Annotated in this window: 11 protein-coding genes and 1 pseudogene; 4 read left to right on the top strand and 8 right to left on the bottom strand. The window is 49.2% G+C overall.

Features of this window, described 5'->3' with window-relative positions; all coding sequences use genetic code 11:
- The first annotated feature begins 245 nt into the window (after window positions 1–245).
- Together purL and NK638_RS08940 are read left to right on the top strand one after the other, a co-directional pair.
- A complete protein-coding gene (gene purL / locus NK638_RS08945; RefSeq protein WP_274632740.1) occupies window positions 246–4,313 on the top strand; it encodes a phosphoribosylformylglycinamidine synthase in 4,068 nt (1,355 codons plus the stop codon).
- A gap of 324 nt (window positions 4,314–4,637) precedes the next feature.
- On the top strand, window positions 4,638–5,615 hold the full coding sequence (locus NK638_RS08940) for a hypothetical protein (protein ID WP_274632739.1): 978 nt from the start codon (window positions 4,638–4,640) through the stop codon (window positions 5,613–5,615).
- A 150-nt stretch (window positions 5,616–5,765) separates the two neighbouring features.
- Here the strand turns inward: NK638_RS08940 and NK638_RS08935 are convergent, their stop codons facing one another.
- The 8 genes from NK638_RS08935 to NK638_RS08900 all read right to left on the bottom strand — a co-directional run bounded on the left by NK638_RS08935 (window position 5,766) and on the right by NK638_RS08900 (window position 13,126).
- Window positions 5,766–5,984, bottom strand: coding sequence for a hypothetical protein (locus tag NK638_RS08935; protein WP_274632738.1), 219 nt, complete (start codon window positions 5,982–5,984; stop codon window positions 5,766–5,768).
- A gap of 28 nt (window positions 5,985–6,012) precedes the next feature.
- Window positions 6,013–6,888, bottom strand: coding sequence for an N-acetylmuramoyl-L-alanine amidase (locus NK638_RS08930; RefSeq protein ID WP_274632737.1), 876 nt, complete (start codon window positions 6,886–6,888; stop codon window positions 6,013–6,015).
- A 98-nt stretch (window positions 6,889–6,986) separates the two neighbouring features.
- Window positions 6,987–7,742, bottom strand: a complete 756-nt coding sequence (locus tag NK638_RS08925; protein ID WP_274632736.1) for an MOSC domain-containing protein — start codon at window positions 7,740–7,742, stop codon at window positions 6,987–6,989.
- 183 nt (window positions 7,743–7,925) lie between these two features.
- The gene (gene rsfS / locus NK638_RS08920) at window positions 7,926–8,327 is read right to left on the bottom strand and encodes a ribosome silencing factor (protein ID WP_274632735.1); all 402 of its coding nucleotides are present in this window, start codon (window positions 8,325–8,327) and stop codon (window positions 7,926–7,928) included.
- Window positions 8,328–8,528: 201 nt separating this feature from the next.
- A complete protein-coding gene (locus NK638_RS08915) occupies window positions 8,529–8,783 on the bottom strand; it encodes a hypothetical protein (RefSeq protein WP_274632734.1) in 255 nt (84 codons plus the stop codon).
- Window positions 8,716–9,387, bottom strand: coding sequence for a nicotinate-nicotinamide nucleotide adenylyltransferase (locus tag NK638_RS08910; protein ID WP_274632733.1), 672 nt, complete (start codon window positions 9,385–9,387; stop codon window positions 8,716–8,718). The genes NK638_RS08915 and NK638_RS08910 overlap by 68 nt, the downstream gene beginning before the upstream one ends.
- Before the next feature lie 205 nt (window positions 9,388–9,592).
- On the bottom strand, window positions 9,593–11,740 hold the full coding sequence (gene pta, locus NK638_RS08905) for a phosphate acetyltransferase (protein ID WP_274632732.1): 2,148 nt from the start codon (window positions 11,738–11,740) through the stop codon (window positions 9,593–9,595).
- Window positions 11,741–11,893: 153 nt separating this feature from the next.
- Complete coding sequence (locus NK638_RS08900) at window positions 11,894–13,126, bottom strand: acetate/propionate family kinase (protein WP_274632731.1); 1,233 nt, start codon at window positions 13,124–13,126, stop codon at window positions 11,894–11,896.
- A gap of 744 nt (window positions 13,127–13,870) precedes the next feature.
- Between NK638_RS08900 and lptM the strand changes: the two genes are divergently transcribed.
- Window positions 13,871–14,185, top strand: a complete 315-nt coding sequence (lptM, locus tag NK638_RS08895; protein ID WP_274632730.1) for an LPS translocon maturation chaperone LptM — start codon at window positions 13,871–13,873, stop codon at window positions 14,183–14,185.
- Window positions 14,186–14,587: 402 nt separating this feature from the next.
- A pseudogene (locus tag NK638_RS08890) lies at window positions 14,588–15,176 on the top strand (diaminopimelate decarboxylase); the annotation flags it as partial.

Here is a 15,176-nt window from a genome sequence, read left to right as displayed (position 1 = left end):
ATGACATTTTTAGAGTGTATCGACTATATATGCATAAAACATCAGTGAGCGGCAATGCGCCATGTGGCCCCAACGGGTAGAAGGGCAGCCATTAGCGCAGCAGATTGCTGCTGCATCAAGTAAAGAAAGTCGTCACTTTGGCAATTTATCCTGGTTTTGGCCTGCTTATTATGGGGCTTCTTGTTATAATACGCAGACCATTTACTTTGCATGGCAGAGATGCCTTTCTTACGGATTATGCCTTTATGATGACCATCGCCGGACAACCGTTTCTTACCGATTTTCAGACGCAGCAACTCATCAGTCAGTTTCAGCAAAAGACCGAACTAAATGTCAGCCAGATCCATACTCAGCAAGTATATGTGCTATCACGAAAGCTTGTTGATGAAGAGGCGCAAAAAGCGCGGGACTTGCTGGGCGTCACAGCGGGCACTGAGCTTGTTGCTGCAGAGGCCAATCAGATACAAGTGATCGTCGGGCCGCGTTTTGGGACGATCTCGCCATGGGCAAGTAAAGCGACCGATATTTTTAATAACTGCGACATCGCGCTCAATCGCGCTGAGCGTGTCGTGGTATATACCCTCACCGTTGCAGGCGGCACTACGGGCACTGATGACAAGCTGCCTGCTGCCGCTGAGCAGTTGTTATTTGACCGTATGACCCAGAGCTTGGTTTATGACTTAAACGACGTGAGCAAGTTGTTTGATGACGAACCACCAGCGGCGCTCAACCGTATCGATGTGATGGGTGAAGGACGCAGTGCGCTTGAGTCGGCCAATACTCAGTTTGGTTTTGCGCTATCGAGCGAAGACATCGACTATTTGATGAATGCCTATGTCAATGAGCTGCAGCGTAATCCGACCGACGTTGAACTGATGATGTTTGCGCAGGCCAACTCTGAGCATTGCCGTCACAAGATATTCAACGCTGAGTGGACAATCGATGGCAAAGTGCAGCCAAAGTCACTGTTTCAGATGATCAAAAACACCTATCAATCAAACCCGCAAGGCATCTTGTCTGCTTATAAGGACAACGCGGCGGTGATGGCAGGGGCAGAGGGGCTGCGTTATTATCCGGTGCCGACCGATGCGATGGATGCCAGCTCAATCCATCCGTATGACTTCCATCAAGAGGCCATCGATATCTTAATGAAAGTCGAAACCCATAACCACCCAACCGCGATTGCTCCTTATGCTGGCGCGGCAACGGGCGCAGGCGGTGAGATTCGTGATGAAGGCGCAACGGGCCGCGGCGGTAAGCCAAAAGCCGGTCTGACAGGCTTTCATGTGTCACATTTGCATATCCCTGAGATGCCTGAGAAGTGGGAGCAGTCTGGTCAATTAAGCACGCAGGATTACGGTACGCCAGATCGTATGGCGACTAGCCTTGAGATTATGACCGAAGCGCCATTAGGCTCGGCCAATTTCTCAAACGAGTTTGGTCGCCCGAACCTATGCGGCTACTTCCGCAGTTTTCAGCTTGATACCTCAGCGGCAAAAGACGGTAGCGAGATGCGCGGCTATCATAAGCCCATCATGCTGGCGGGCGGTTATGGCAATATCAAACGCAACCTTATTGAAAAAAACGCCATTCGCGAAGGGGATTTGCTTATCGTCCTTGGTGGCCCGGCGATGCAAATCGGTCTGGGCGGCGGCGCGGCATCGTCAGTCGATAGCGGTGAGTTGGATGAAGGTTTAGACTTTGCTTCAGTGCAGCGTGATAACGCCGAGATGGAGCGCCGCTGTCAAGAAGTTATCGATCGCTGCTGGGCCTTAGCTGGTAACGATATTGACGCTAGTAATGATAGTCAAGACGGCAACCCAATCGTCTCTATCCATGATGTTGGTGCAGGCGGCCTGTCAAACGCCATGCCAGAGCTGGTCGATGACCATGACATGGGCGCGCATTTAAACCTACGTAAAATCCCGTCGCTAGAAGCGGGCATGTCACCGATGGCCATCTGGTCAAACGAAGCACAAGAGCGTTATGTCCTCGCGATTCGCCCAGAGAGCAGAGCGCAATTTGATGCGATCTGTGCTCGTGAGCGCTGCCCGTATGCCATCTTAGGCGCGGCGACGGATATCCGTCAGCTTGTGGTGGATGATGAGCTATTGGACGAGCAGCCAGTCGATATGCCGATGCAAGTATTGCTCGGTGGTACGCCAAAGATGCAGCGCAGCTTTGAGCGTCAAGAGACTGAGTTGCCTGCGCTGGACTTGGCTGATATCAATCTAACCGAATCCATCAAAGATGTGCTACGTCATCCAACTGTCGCGAGCAAGTCTTTCCTTATCAGCATCGGTGACCGCTCGATCACCGGTATGGTAGTGCGCGATCAGTATGTGGGCCGTTATCAAGTGCCTGTCGCTGACTGCGCGGTGACAGCATCAGGTCTGGTGGCGCTAGATGGTCAGCCGATGACTGGTGAAGCCATGAGTGTCGGCGAGCGTACGCCTGTCGCCCTTATCAATCCAAAAGCCTCGGCGCGTCTGGCGGTTGGTGAAGCCATTACCAATATCGCAGGTGCTCGTATCGCACAGCTCTCTGACATCACCATGTCGGCGAACTGGATGGCGGCTTGTGGCGACGAGGCGGAAGACGCGGCATTGTTTGACGCCGTTCACGCAGTCGGTGAAGAGCTATGCCCAGCACTAGGTATTGCGATTCCAGTCGGTAAAGATTCGCTATCGATGCGTGCCAACTGGACGGATAACGATGAAGGTGGAAACCAAGATAAATCAGTGGTCTCGCCTATGAGTTTGGTCGTGACGGCCTTTGCACCGGTCGCTGACGTGGCAAAAACCCTCACCCCTGAGTTGATCAACGGCGATAGTGCGTTTTACCGTATTGACTTATCTAAAGGCAAGCTGCGTCTGGGCGGTTCAATCCTCGCGCAAACGGCAAGCCAACTGGGCAACGAATGTCCTGACCTTGAAAAGCCAAGCGACTTGATCGACTTCTTTAACTTTATCCAAGCGGGTAACGCGCAAGGCGTTATCAGCGCCTATCATGATATCGGTGATGGGGGTTTGCTGGCGACGATTGCAGAGATGCAATTTACCAGCCGTCAAGGTATCAAGCTGTCATTGGCTGATGACAATCTACTCGGTCAGCTGTTTAGTGAAGAGCTGGGCGCGGTCATTCAAGTATTACCAGAAAACGTCGCTGATCTCATGCAATTGGCAGAAGAATTTAACGTCAGCGATATGCTTAGCCTCGTCGGTCAAAGCACTGAAGAAGACAGCCTTATCATTCAAACCCCTGCTCTTATGGGTGACGATACCCTACGCTTTAGCCGTTCTGAGCTGCAGCAAGAGTGGAGCCAAGTTAGCTACCAAATCGCGCGCCGCCGTGACAACCCAGCGTGCGTTCAGCAAGAGTATGACTTGATCTCTGATGCCAGCCATCAAGGCCTGATCGCAGCGCCAAACTTTGATCTGAACCAAAAAATTGAAGAGCCATACTTAAATAGCCGCGACACTAAACCAAGAGTCGCTATCCTACGCGAGCAAGGCGTCAATGGTCAGACCGAGATGGCAGCTGGCTTTACCCAAGCGGGCTTTGAAGCGGTCGACGTGCACATGAGCGACTTGCTAGAAGGCCGTATCAATCTACGTGACTTCGACGGTTTGGTCGCCTGTGGCGGCTTTAGTTACGGTGATGTACTTGGCGCAGGCTCAGGCTGGGCGAACTCTATATTGTTCCATGACGAGCTGCGTATGCAGTTTGTGCGCTTCTTTGCCCGTGCCAACTCTATATTGTTCCATGACGAGCTGCGTATGCAGTTTGTGCGCTTCTTTGCCCGTCCGGATACCTTTAGCTTAGGTGTCTGTAACGGTTGTCAGATGATGGCGCAATTGAAAGATTTGATCCCAGGCGCAGAAAACTTCCCACGCTTTATCGCTAATAAATCAGCGCGATTTGAAGCGCGTACGGTCAACGTCAAAGTTGAGCGTACCAAGTCCATTCTGTTTAAAGGCATGCAAGATAGTATCTTACCTATCGCTGTCGCGCATGGTGAGGGTCTTGCCACCCTAAACGCTACTGAGATCGATGGTATGGCGAAGCACGGTCAGTTGGCAATGCGTTATGTCGATAGTCAAGGTCATCCGACTGAGACTTATCCATTGAATCCTAATGGCTCAGTCGGCGGCGTCACGGGTCTATGTAGTACCGATGGCCGCGTCACTATTATGATGCCGCATCCTGAGCGTAACCTAAAAGCCTATAACCACAGCTGGAGACCTGAGCAGTGGGACGAGGACGGCGCGTGGATGCGGATGTTCCGTAATGCGCGGGCTTGGTTGCGTTAAGATAATTTGAATTAGTTTAGATAATAAGAAAGGTGGGCTTTGGCTCACCTTTTTTTGTTTGGCGTTTTGGTTTTATTGGGAGCTAATCCTGCTTTTCGCTACTATCTTGGTCGTTCACTGGGGCGGTGGCTAAGGCTAGAGGCGTTCCAACATTCGAGCGACTACCTCTAGCGCCCAGTGACCAACCAAGTATATCCGCTGCAATCAGGGCTAAAACGCGCTCCTGAATGACCGTTTTATGATAAATTAGTCTAAACTTTAATTTTAGTATTATCGGTGCGCTGGATGCACCCCACGAACTCATTGTTTTCTTTGGAGATTAGAATGGACAATCAATCTGAACCGAATAAAGTCGAAAACAAGCCACACGAAAAATCAGATGATCATTTACCGAAAAAATGTGGCATTGTAATGCCTATTGCAAGTATGGAAGGCTATCCTGAATCTCATTGGAAAGATGTCAAAAGGATAATAGAATCTGCTATTAAAGAAGCTAATTTTGAAGCTGGATTGGTGAGTGATGCGGATGATATAGGCGTTATTCACAAACGTATTGTTCAGAACTTATATGATAATCCGATGATAGTTTGCGATATAAGCGGTAGAAATCCAAATGTCATGTTTGAGCTAGGATTACGTCTAGCTTTCGACAAACCAACAATTATTATAAAAGACGAAATAACACCTTATTCTTTTGATACATCTGTAATTGAACATCTAAGTTATCCAAAAGACTTAAGATATCATGACATTGAGATTTTCAAAGAAAATTTAAAAGATAGAATAAAAAAGACTTATAAAGCATATGAAAACGATCCTGAAAATTATTCGACTTTCTTGAAAAACTATGGTGATTTTAAGGCCCCATTAATTACTGAAGAGGTTGTCTCTATAGATAGATATGTATTAGAAGAGCTTAAAAGCCTTCAATCATCAGTTAGTCGCCTTTCTAGTTCTATGAACTCTAAATCTTCAAACCGCAATAATAAAACTCAGTTTGTCAGGAATGCAGCAGCACACCAACCAGATTTTCATGATCACGAAGAGTCAAATGTTTTAGAGTTTTATCTCGATAGAATAAGAAATAAAGACGAATTATATTTGAATGTGCATGAAGCTTTGGAACCAATTAGCCCGCTCATAAAAAACATAAGCTTTGATTCAGGGAAAATTTATATTACGGTAGCTGTTGGTAATCCTAATTTTGATGTAGTCGAGGAGGTAGTCTCTTCTATAGCAGGATTAGGCTATACTATAGAAGAGTTTGACCAGAACTATTATAGATTACATGAAGATTTTTGAGAAATAAGTGAGTCTAAAGTAGCTCGAACAGATAGTTAGTCCTATAATTTATTAACTACAATAGGTTATTATGGGTCTGAATAAGATTTGATTTATGTTGAATAAATATGCTTCAATCAGAATTTTGATTCAAAGCATCATGTTATATGATTATTTATCTTCTGACAGCTCTTTACCCTTTCTCTGAGCCTCAGCTATCAACTCATGAATCTTAGCGCTTTCTCTTAGCACGCAAGCCTCATAAGCCGACAGCTGCTCAGGCTCTTGTTCTTTTTGCTTTTCTTGCTCCTGCTCTTGTCTGGCTTTCTCTTCTAGGTATCTCTGTAGCTCGTCTTGTTCATTTTGCTTGTTGTATTGTGAGTTAGTCATGGATTATGTCTCCTAGCATTTTTATCACTTAATAAAAATCATCGCGACCCGCATACTTCTTATTGAGCGCTTGCAATATCGCGTAGGTTTCTCTATCCATATTCCCTGTTGGCTGCTCGGGACGAAAGTGCAGCTGAAACGCATAGACGACATCTCGGCTGGCTTTGTCCCACGCGTCTGTGTCATTGATTTGATAACCGTAATCACGAAACGCTTGCTTAATCTCGGGTATCGTCGCTGCGGCAAAGGCGTCTGGATGCATAAAGTACTGCTTATCAAATTCATCATACCAAGCGCCGATGCCATACTCATCATACAATCGCTGCCAAGGAAACTTGGCACCGGGGTCGATTTTACGTGAGGGTGCCATATCCGAGTGACCGATGATGTTTTTGGGTGAGATGTCATAGCGGGCGACGATATCTTGCACCAGCTCGGCGACTTTTTTAATCTGTAATTCATCAAATGCCACAAAATGCTCATACGGATGATAGTCGAGCGCGCCATTGTTTAGAGCATTGCGATATTCAGGTTTGATACCTGCATTTACGATCTCGATGCCGATAGAGGTATCGTTAAGTATCGTCCTACCGGCAAACCCGCTGTCGCCTGCATGCCAAGCGCGCTCGCTCTCATCTACCAAGCTATAAATCTTATCATCGTGTCTATCCAAAATCAGATAATGGGCGCTGACATTGCCTGTGGTCAGGGTTTTTATCGAGCGCTCATTGTCTGAGACGGTGTAGTGCAGGACGATGGTTTTGATGCGCTGGCTTTTGCCAGTCGATTGATAAGTGTCGCTATCGACGCTATAGCTTTTGGTGGTGGCGACTGGTGAAGTGGTCGTGACGCAGCCAACCAAAGGTAGGGCTAAGCCAAGTGCTAAGAAGATGTTTTTTACCATGAAATGCTCTGTTTAGATAAAGAGTATATGTCGCTGTCCACTTATATTTTAACCACCTATTATTATCAGATGATGTCTAAAGATTTTGCTGATTGTATTCAGCCCCTTTTGATCTTCTTCGCCAATACCTTTTTCCAACTCTCTTCCAAACATTCTATCGCCAACCACGGCTCTATAATATCAGCGTCAAACTTCTCTTTTGCGTTCGAGAGTTCCCATAAGGTCTCTAACGTGGCAAACGGGTAGGGACGCTCGACCAGATAGACAGGCAAACCTGCATCGACCATCCCATCGCGCACCACCTGAAAGTACCAGCCAGCGATGCCTTGTTTGCTTACCCATGCCGCGATGTTGGGCACTTTGGTAAACTGGCCGATTTGGTCGTTTATTTTGTAGCAAGGCCGGCGCGGCTGGACGATACGCAGCTGGAGGCTGGCAGCATTCTCTATTTCACCATACTGAAAAACATCACCGATACAGACGCTAGACTCTTCCATCTCAGGCAGGTCATTTACTGCTTCAGTGATGAGGTTTTCGCCGAGTGTGCCGACCCGTACGTTAAGGTCAAACGCTGCATTGATCTTGGTATAAGTGGCGCACGGCAGCTGGTGCACCGCTTTTAGCGGGCCGCCATGATGCTTACGATCGGCTTGTTCGTCTGTGGTCAAGCCCATAAAGTCAACGGCGACAGGGGCGCTAATCGGTGCTTTGTCAATCGCGCTCATGGCTTCGCGGGCGAATGGCATGGCTTTGCCTGCGCGCACCTCTATCAAGGTCGCGATATGCAGCGGTAACGGGTGATTAAAATCTGTATGAACGTTTGGGGTAGTGGTGTTGGCAATGGCAGTACTCATGGCGTGTCCTAGTAGATGATTATCTAGAGATAAAATGGTTTTATCATGACATCATAGTAGCGCAAACGCGGCGCAGTTGCAGTCTTGTTGATCAAAACCCAAAAAAAAGACCAGACGGGTTCGCTGGTCTTTTTTGTATCACTTGTATATGCGTCTGTAGAAAAGACAGCTGGTGGCCGTAGATTAATTGCGGCGACCGGCTTTCTTTTCGCGCGGGGTAGCGACCAGCTCAGCTAGGCTCTCAGGCGATGACCACAGACCCTCTAGGTCATAAAACTCGCGGGCTTGCGGGGTCATCATATGCACGACGATAGCGCCTAAGTCGATCAAGGTCCAATCCGAGTCGTTACCGCCTTCACGGCCAAGTGGCATAAAGCCTGCTTGCTTGACTTCGGCTCCGACGCTGTCAGCCATCGCGCGGACGTGGCGCTTTGAGGTACCGTTTGCGATGACGATACGCTCCATGACATCGGTTAGGCTCTCTACATTCATCACGGTGATGTCTTTTGCTTTCATGTCATCGAGGGCGCTTTCTACAACGGCTAAGCATTCTTTTAAACGGTCGTCAGTCATGGTATTGGTCATAAATTTTCATCTCTTAAATCGTAAATATATAAAATAAAATGTTAAAGCATCCGTCTGCCTAGGACGACATTGTCAAAGTGACCATTATGTCAAAGTGGCTATCAAGCCAGTAGTCCAATCATTAGCCAAAACATCAGTCAGCGTATCAGCGGTCAAGTCATAGAGGGGCGAGCGTGGCAAAATAACAAAGATAAGGCGATTTTAACGGAATTGCGCCGCAGAATATAGCTGATGGGCGATAATATAATGATAAACAGCAGGATTTAGCCATTTAGCGAGTGGATCGGGCGGGTTCATAATAACATTGATAGCGGATGCTGCGGTCATTTGCTCGTCTCTGACTGGCTTGGTATGGTTGCCAGCCGTGCTATCAGGCACCGCTTCGCTATCACCACGGGACTGCTGCTGTAGCGTTTGCCGTATCTGCGTGCTGGAGATGGCTGCTACTTGCCGCATGTCTATATAAATGCGGCCAGACGCTGGGTTTTTCAAGACCGCCTGCTCTATCGTAGGGTCTGTAGGCGTTTGTGACTGCCGTCTGCAAAGGTGTGGGCAGCCAATATTGCAGCGCTTGTCTGGCGTTATCCGTATCAGGGAGTGGCATAGTATCGCGATAAAAGACCCACAGATGTACATAATCGGTCAGCTGTAGACCATCTTGCCATTTATCCAAACTGCGGGCGCTGTCCATACCCATGATAAATATCAAGCTGTCGGCAGGATAACGCTGGCGCAGGGTGCGCACGCTATCGATGGTATAGACAGGCGGCGGCTGCCAAATCTCAAGCTCATCTATGTATAGTGGCGTGCCTTGTATCGCCAGCTTTAGCATGGCCAAACGATGCTTAGGGTCGCTGCTTTGGCGCTTGAAGGGTGAGCGCGAATTGGGCAACAACGACACATAAAGCGCGCGCTGCTGCGCTTGGGCGAGTGGTAGCAGGCTTTGATAGACTGCCATCGCCATCTGTACATGCCCGCGATGGACAGGGTCAAACGAGCCGCCAAGATAGGCGCGAATGGCAGGTGCAGGTTGCGCAGGTTGCAGGGCGGTGTTTGACATAGATAAGCGAATAAAAAGCGAATAAAAATGTAGTGGCTCAAAGACGTGAGATGAACTATAGCATCATTGTGAGCGTGTGGCAGCAGATATCATGAAAAGCGCGTTATATTTGCTTAAATCTCACTAATAAAAAACCGACCATCAGTATGACAGTCGGTTAAATAACAGAAAGATAAAAGACCGTGCGACGCGAGGCAAGCGGTGATTAAATCAAGTCGCTATAGGCTTGGATGGCGGTCAGGGCGATGGTATAGATGATATCATCGACCAGTGCGCCGCGAGATAGGTCATTTACCGGCTTGTTGAGACCTTGTAGCATGGGGCCGACGCTGACCACATTGGCACTACGCTGTACGGCCTTATAAGTGGTGTTGCCTGTATTTAGGTCTGGGAAGATAAAGACATTGGCTTGGCCTGCGACAGGAGAGTCGGGCGCTTTTTGTTTGCCGACACTCATCACAGAGGCAGCATCATACTGTAGCGGGCCATCGACTTTTAGCTCAGGCGCCCGCTCGCGGACGATTTGGGTGGCACGCGTGACTTTTTCCACATCCGCGCCGCTCCCTGATGAGCCAGTAGAGTAGCTGATCATGGCAACTTTTGGATCGATACCAAAGGCGGCGGCCGACTGCGCTGACTGAATAGCAATCTCGGCGAGCTCTTCGGCATTTGGATCTGGGTTGATGGCGCAGTCACCATAGACCACCACTTGCTCAGGCAGCAGCATAAAGAACACCGACGATACTAAGGAGTATTGCGGTGCGGTTTTGATGAGCTGAAAGGCAGGGCGCACAGTGTTTGCCGTGGTATGAATAGCACCAGATACCAAGCCGTCGACTTCGTCTAGCTGTAGCATGACCGTTCCTAAATAGACCGTGTCTTTTAGGTATTCGGCGGCCACTTCTGCACTGGTCTTACCTTTGCGGCGCTCGACGACCGCAGCGATATATTTGCTCATATCAAGGCTATCGGGATCGATGATCTCAAGGTCATCAGGAATGGTCAGATCGCGGTTTTTGGCCACTTGCTCGACATCGGCGCGCTTGGCGAGCAGCACACAGTTGGCAATACCGCGGCTTTGACAGATGCAGGCCGCTTCGACCGTACGTGGTTCTGTGCCTTCTGGTAGGACGATGCGTTTTTTGGCTTGTTGGGCTTTTTTGACCACTTGATGACGAAACGCAGAAGGCGACAGGCGCGGCTCATGGTTTTGGCTAAAGTACGTCTTAATCCAGCTCAAATCTAAGTGCGCGGCCACATAACGCGCCACTTCATCAGCGCGCTCGGTGTCGTCACTTGGAATCTCAGAGCTCATATGCACAAGGCTCTGTACCGTCTCGTAGCTGTCGGATTCGACACTCATGACCGGAATGCCCGTTTTGAGCGCCGACTGCCATAGCTCAGCGACGGTGGCACTTGGCTCGACGCCGCCTGTCAATACCAGTCCTGCCAGCGGGATACCATTGATACAGGCCAAGCCTGCGGCCAATAGCAAATCATCGCGATCGCCTGGTACGACGATCAGGGTGCCGCGTTTAAACACCTCGTCGACACGTGACACCGAGCGTGCGGTGAGGCTAATGCGGGTGATGCGGCGCGATTTGGCTTCGCCGACATTGAGCCACTTGGCATCAAGCTCGGTGGCGATATCCCACGTGCGAGGCACAGACAGCGAGTCACTAAACGGCACCACCCCGATCAGGCGAAATGCATCGGTATTAAAAGTAGGGGAGAGGCGCTGCACCTCTTGTATAAAGGTGTCATCTAAGCTGACGATGGCCTCGCCTGGTGCGACGGGCTGCGTCTCAAAGGTATTTGGCACGTCGTGTACGCGCATCAAAATCACCCCAAGAGTACGGGCGCTGACGATACCGCCGAACTCGCGCGCGTGCACATCGATTTTATCTGCCAAATGCGCCGGATTTTTGGTGTCGGCCGTGCTGACAAAGATGATTTTGGCATCGAGTGCGTGTGCGATGGCGCGGTTGATTTGTGAGGCATAAGAGGTTTCTGTGGTTGGCACCAGACCTTCACAGATGACCACGTCATGATTGTCGCCAATCGTATGATAATTGACCACCACTTCTTCCATCAAGTCGTCTAGGTTGTCATCACCCAGCATACGCTCAACGCGTTGACGGCTGATCGATTTTGGTGGATTGAGACCAAAAGCATGCATGGTCAAAGCGCTGGTACTGTCCAAGCTATGCTGCTTATCAAAGGTATCATCTTGCAAAAACGGCTTCATAAAGCCGGCTTTGATACCGTTATAATCAAAAGCGCGAATCAGGCCGAGCGCCGCTGATGTCACACCGATACCGCGACTAATGGGAACAAGTAAAATGGTTTGCATAGTGTATCCTACGGTTTATTGTATTTTTAAAGCGTGTTCATCCTTGCCAGAATGAGTCAGATAGATGCCGCGCTTTTTGATAGCGATCATCAAAGGCACGGACAAAAACGCTGACAAACCCATCCTCACGATGGATCTGTCAGCAGACAGGATCTAGGTGAGGCTCAAGGCTTCACGGGTTTCTTGAGCGATGCGGCATTCTTCGTCCGTTGGGACGACCCAAAGCTCCAAATGGCTGTCCTCTGCGTGGAAACTGCCTTCGCTACCGCCAAACAACCCTGCGTTTTTGTTGGCATCGACCTTGATACCAAAATGACGCATCACCTCTAAGATACGAGTACGTGTGGTGACCGAGTTTTCACCGATACCACCGGTAAAGACGATACCCGTCAGCTCAGGCAGCGCACAGCTTAAGCTGGCCAGATATTTACCCACGCGGTAGCAGAACATCTCGATAGCCAGTTTGGCATCTTGGTGGCCTTCGTTGGCCGCTTCTTCGACTGTACGCAGGTCGTTCGATAGCCCTGAAATACCCAGTAGGCCACTTTCTTTATTGAGCATCGCATCGATGTCTTCTAAGCTCATATCGAGCTGGCGCTTTAGGTGCATGTGCAAACTTGGGTCGACATCGCCACTACGGGTGCCCATCATCAAGCCCTCAAGCGGGGTCAGCCCCATGCTGGTATCCAGACTCTTGCCATCATAGACGGCGGTCGCCGAGCAGCCGTTGCCCAGATGCGCGGTCAGCCAGCCATGTGGGCCCTTTGTTTGAGTGATTTCACTGGCGCGCTCTGAGACATAGGCATGAGAGGTGCCATGAAAGCCATAGCGGCGGATTTTATGCTCTTCATAGAGAGCTTTTGGTATTGGGTAGCGAAACGCCACTGGCGGCATGGTTTGGTGAAAGGCGGTATCAAAAACCACCACCTGCGGAATCTCAGGGTAGATGGCTTGTACCGCTTCGATGCCCAAAGCGTGAGCTGGGTTGTGTAGCGGGGCCAATATTTTTAGGCGTTTGACTTCGTCTAAGACATGCTCGTCGACACGTACCGCTTCTGAGTACTCGCGGCCACCATGGACCACGCGGTGTCCGACAGCGATAAAGTGATATTGCTCTAATAACTCAAGGATTTTTTGTAAGGCCAGTTTGTGCCGGCCGCCTGGGATAGAGATTTCTAGCTTATCGCCATTGATGGTGGTGTGTTTGATACGGGCGGTGTCAAGGCCTAAGTTTTCGGCCAGCCCAGTGATACGGATAGAGTTGTCTTCGCTGATGAGGGCGTATTTGATAGAAGAAGAACCGCAGTTGAGGACTAAGGTAGGGTTGGTTAGGGTGGATGTTTCTGCGTTTTGGTCGTAAAAATTGGGATTTAGGCTGTCGCTCATATTCTCTCTATCCTTAGATGATTTTTGTTAAATGGTGACTCAACAAATGAGTCGCGGGGTAATACACAAAAACCAGCGATATCCAAGCTGACATAGGTCAAGCAAGCATATGGCTGATTTGAGGTATCCTTGGCTGTCACGGTCGATCAGTGTGTGTTGAGTTGCCCGCTAGCACCCAAACACAGCCGCAAGGTCCATCTATAATGTAACACATTTTTGTGGCTACACCATGATAACTATCGGGGTTAAAGCCATAAATCGTTGCTTGGCAAATACAACTGTACACCGAGTGTACTCAATATCTATCGAGCGTTAACACAAAAAATAGCAGCCAATAAAAATTGTAAGAAAGTTTGTCTAAATCAGGATAATGCGCTTTTTTGTGTTCAAAAACTGTCCGTTTGTCCGCCAATAAAACGATGAGGAATTTATTACCCTATCATATTCAGTATAGAGGACGCTTTATGTCATAATGCGATTACCCAATCCGCCCATGGACGCTTTTTTGGCGGACTCATTTGCTTATTTATAGTAGATTCTAAATAAAACAGATACACTATATTTCGACGCGGAACTGGCATAAATTTTTTTGGCGTGCTGTGCCTGCACAGACAGATGCGGCGCAAAACTCATCCCAGTCGCACTGTATCAGTTTTTATACTGAGCTCACTATATATTGTTATGTTATATATACCACACTGTTATATACACCATTATCGGTTATTCACATAGGTCATCCACGCTATGCTTTTCACTCGCCGCTCGACCCATCTCCAGAACGCGACCAGCGCAGTCGCCCATCGCCGCGCCAGCCTTACTTCTATGAAGCCAGTATTTATTGTGAGTGCCGTATCACTGCTGACTTTGTCAGGCTGCGGGCAAAAGGGCGACCTGTATCTGGTGGGTGATAGCAACCAAACGGTGCAGCAAAGCACAGAGGCGCTCGGCAGTACCAACCATCCGCAAGATGCCGCCTTTGCTGGTATTGATGATGATAAGCATCAGCCGCGCGATGACTGGCAGCTACCAGCGCCCAGTACCGATCCCAACGACTACTAAGGCAAATGACCAAACTAGTAAGTTATGAATTCACTAACTCACTAAGCAACTAGCAACTAGCAACTAGCAACTAGCAACTAAGCATCGCAGGGTAGCCGCTCTTAGTATAAGCCAGCTTGTGAGCTTGATTGTCTCAGTGTCCACACTGTTATGGCAGTTTTTGGGGAGTCGTTTATATGCTAGCCATACCATCTTTGATAGGGCTGTTGCCGCGCTAGTCGTGCATTTTTGTCCTTGCCATCTTCTTAATACCTTGATCAATGTAGAGATATTTATATGAGTCATTCTGAGCAAAAAATCGGCGAATCCGTCACTACCCATACCGCACAAGGGCTGTATATCGACCCGCAGGCGCTCACCGCCCATCTGCCTACGCTGGCTTATCGCGATGGCGCACTGCATATGGAGCAGGTCAATATCGATGAGGTGGTCAAGCACTACGGCACGCCATGCTATGTATACTCCAAACAAGCAATATTGGACGTTTATCACGCCTATAGCAAAAGCTTTGCCAGCGTAGAGCATCAGATATGCTACGCCGTAAAAGCCAACTCAAACCTTGCGGTGCTAGGGGTGCTGGCACAGGCGGGCGCTGGGTTTGATATCGTCTCACGCGGCGAGCTAATGCGCGTGCTGGCGGCAGGCGGTAGGGCTGATCGCGTGGTATTCTCAGGCGTCGGCAAAACCTATGGCGATATTGAGTATGCCCTCACCCAAGGTATCGGCTGCTTTAACATCGAGTCTATCAGCGAGCTTGCGTTGATCAACGAGGTGGCAAAGACGCTGGATAAGCCTGCACCGATCTCGCTACGTGTCAATCCAGACGTCGATGCCAAGACCCATCCGTATATCTCAACGGGCCTAAAAGACAATAAGTTTGGTGTTGCGCACCAAGAAGCGCTCGCGCTCTATCAGCAAGCCGCGACTTTGTCGCATATCGATATTGTCGGTATTGATTGTCATATTGGCTCGCAGCTGACAGAAGTGGCGC

The sequence above is a fragment of the Psychrobacter sp. A3 genome (assembly GCF_028823565.1).
GTDB lineage: Bacteria > Pseudomonadota > Gammaproteobacteria > Pseudomonadales > Moraxellaceae > Psychrobacter > Psychrobacter celer.
The sequence above is the reverse complement of the archived record's forward strand: the minus strand, read 5'-3'. Positions and strand labels throughout refer to the sequence as shown.

Bases quoted from the DNA above. Each gene is read 5' to 3' on its own strand.
- NK638_RS08925 (WP_274632736.1), bottom strand. From the start codon at position 7,742: ATGAGTACTGCCATTGCCAACACCACTACCCCAAACGTTCATACAGAT.
- rsfS (WP_274632735.1), bottom strand. From the start codon at position 8,327: ATGACCAATACCATGACTGACGACCGTTTAAAAGAATGCTTAGCCGTT.
- NK638_RS08915 (WP_274632734.1), bottom strand. From the start codon at position 8,783: ATGCGGCAAGTAGCAGCCATCTCCAGCACGCAGATACGGCAAACGCTA.
- NK638_RS08940 (WP_274632739.1), top strand. From the start codon at position 4,638: ATGGACAATCAATCTGAACCGAATAAAGTCGAAAACAAGCCACACGAA.
- pta (WP_274632732.1), bottom strand. From the start codon at position 11,740: ATGCAAACCATTTTACTTGTTCCCATTAGTCGCGGTATCGGTGTGACA.
- NK638_RS08900 (WP_274632731.1), bottom strand. From the start codon at position 13,126: ATGAGCGACAGCCTAAATCCCAATTTTTACGACCAAAACGCAGAAACA.
- NK638_RS08935 (WP_274632738.1), bottom strand. From the start codon at position 5,984: ATGACTAACTCACAATACAACAAGCAAAATGAACAAGACGAGCTACAG.
- NK638_RS08930 (WP_274632737.1), bottom strand. From the start codon at position 6,888: ATGGTAAAAAACATCTTCTTAGCACTTGGCTTAGCCCTACCTTTGGTT.
- purL (WP_274632740.1), top strand. From the start codon at position 246: ATGATGACCATCGCCGGACAACCGTTTCTTACCGATTTTCAGACGCAG.
- NK638_RS08910 (WP_274632733.1), bottom strand. From the start codon at position 9,387: ATGTCAAACACCGCCCTGCAACCTGCGCAACCTGCACCTGCCATTCGC.
- lptM (WP_274632730.1), top strand. From the start codon at position 13,871: ATGCTTTTCACTCGCCGCTCGACCCATCTCCAGAACGCGACCAGCGCA.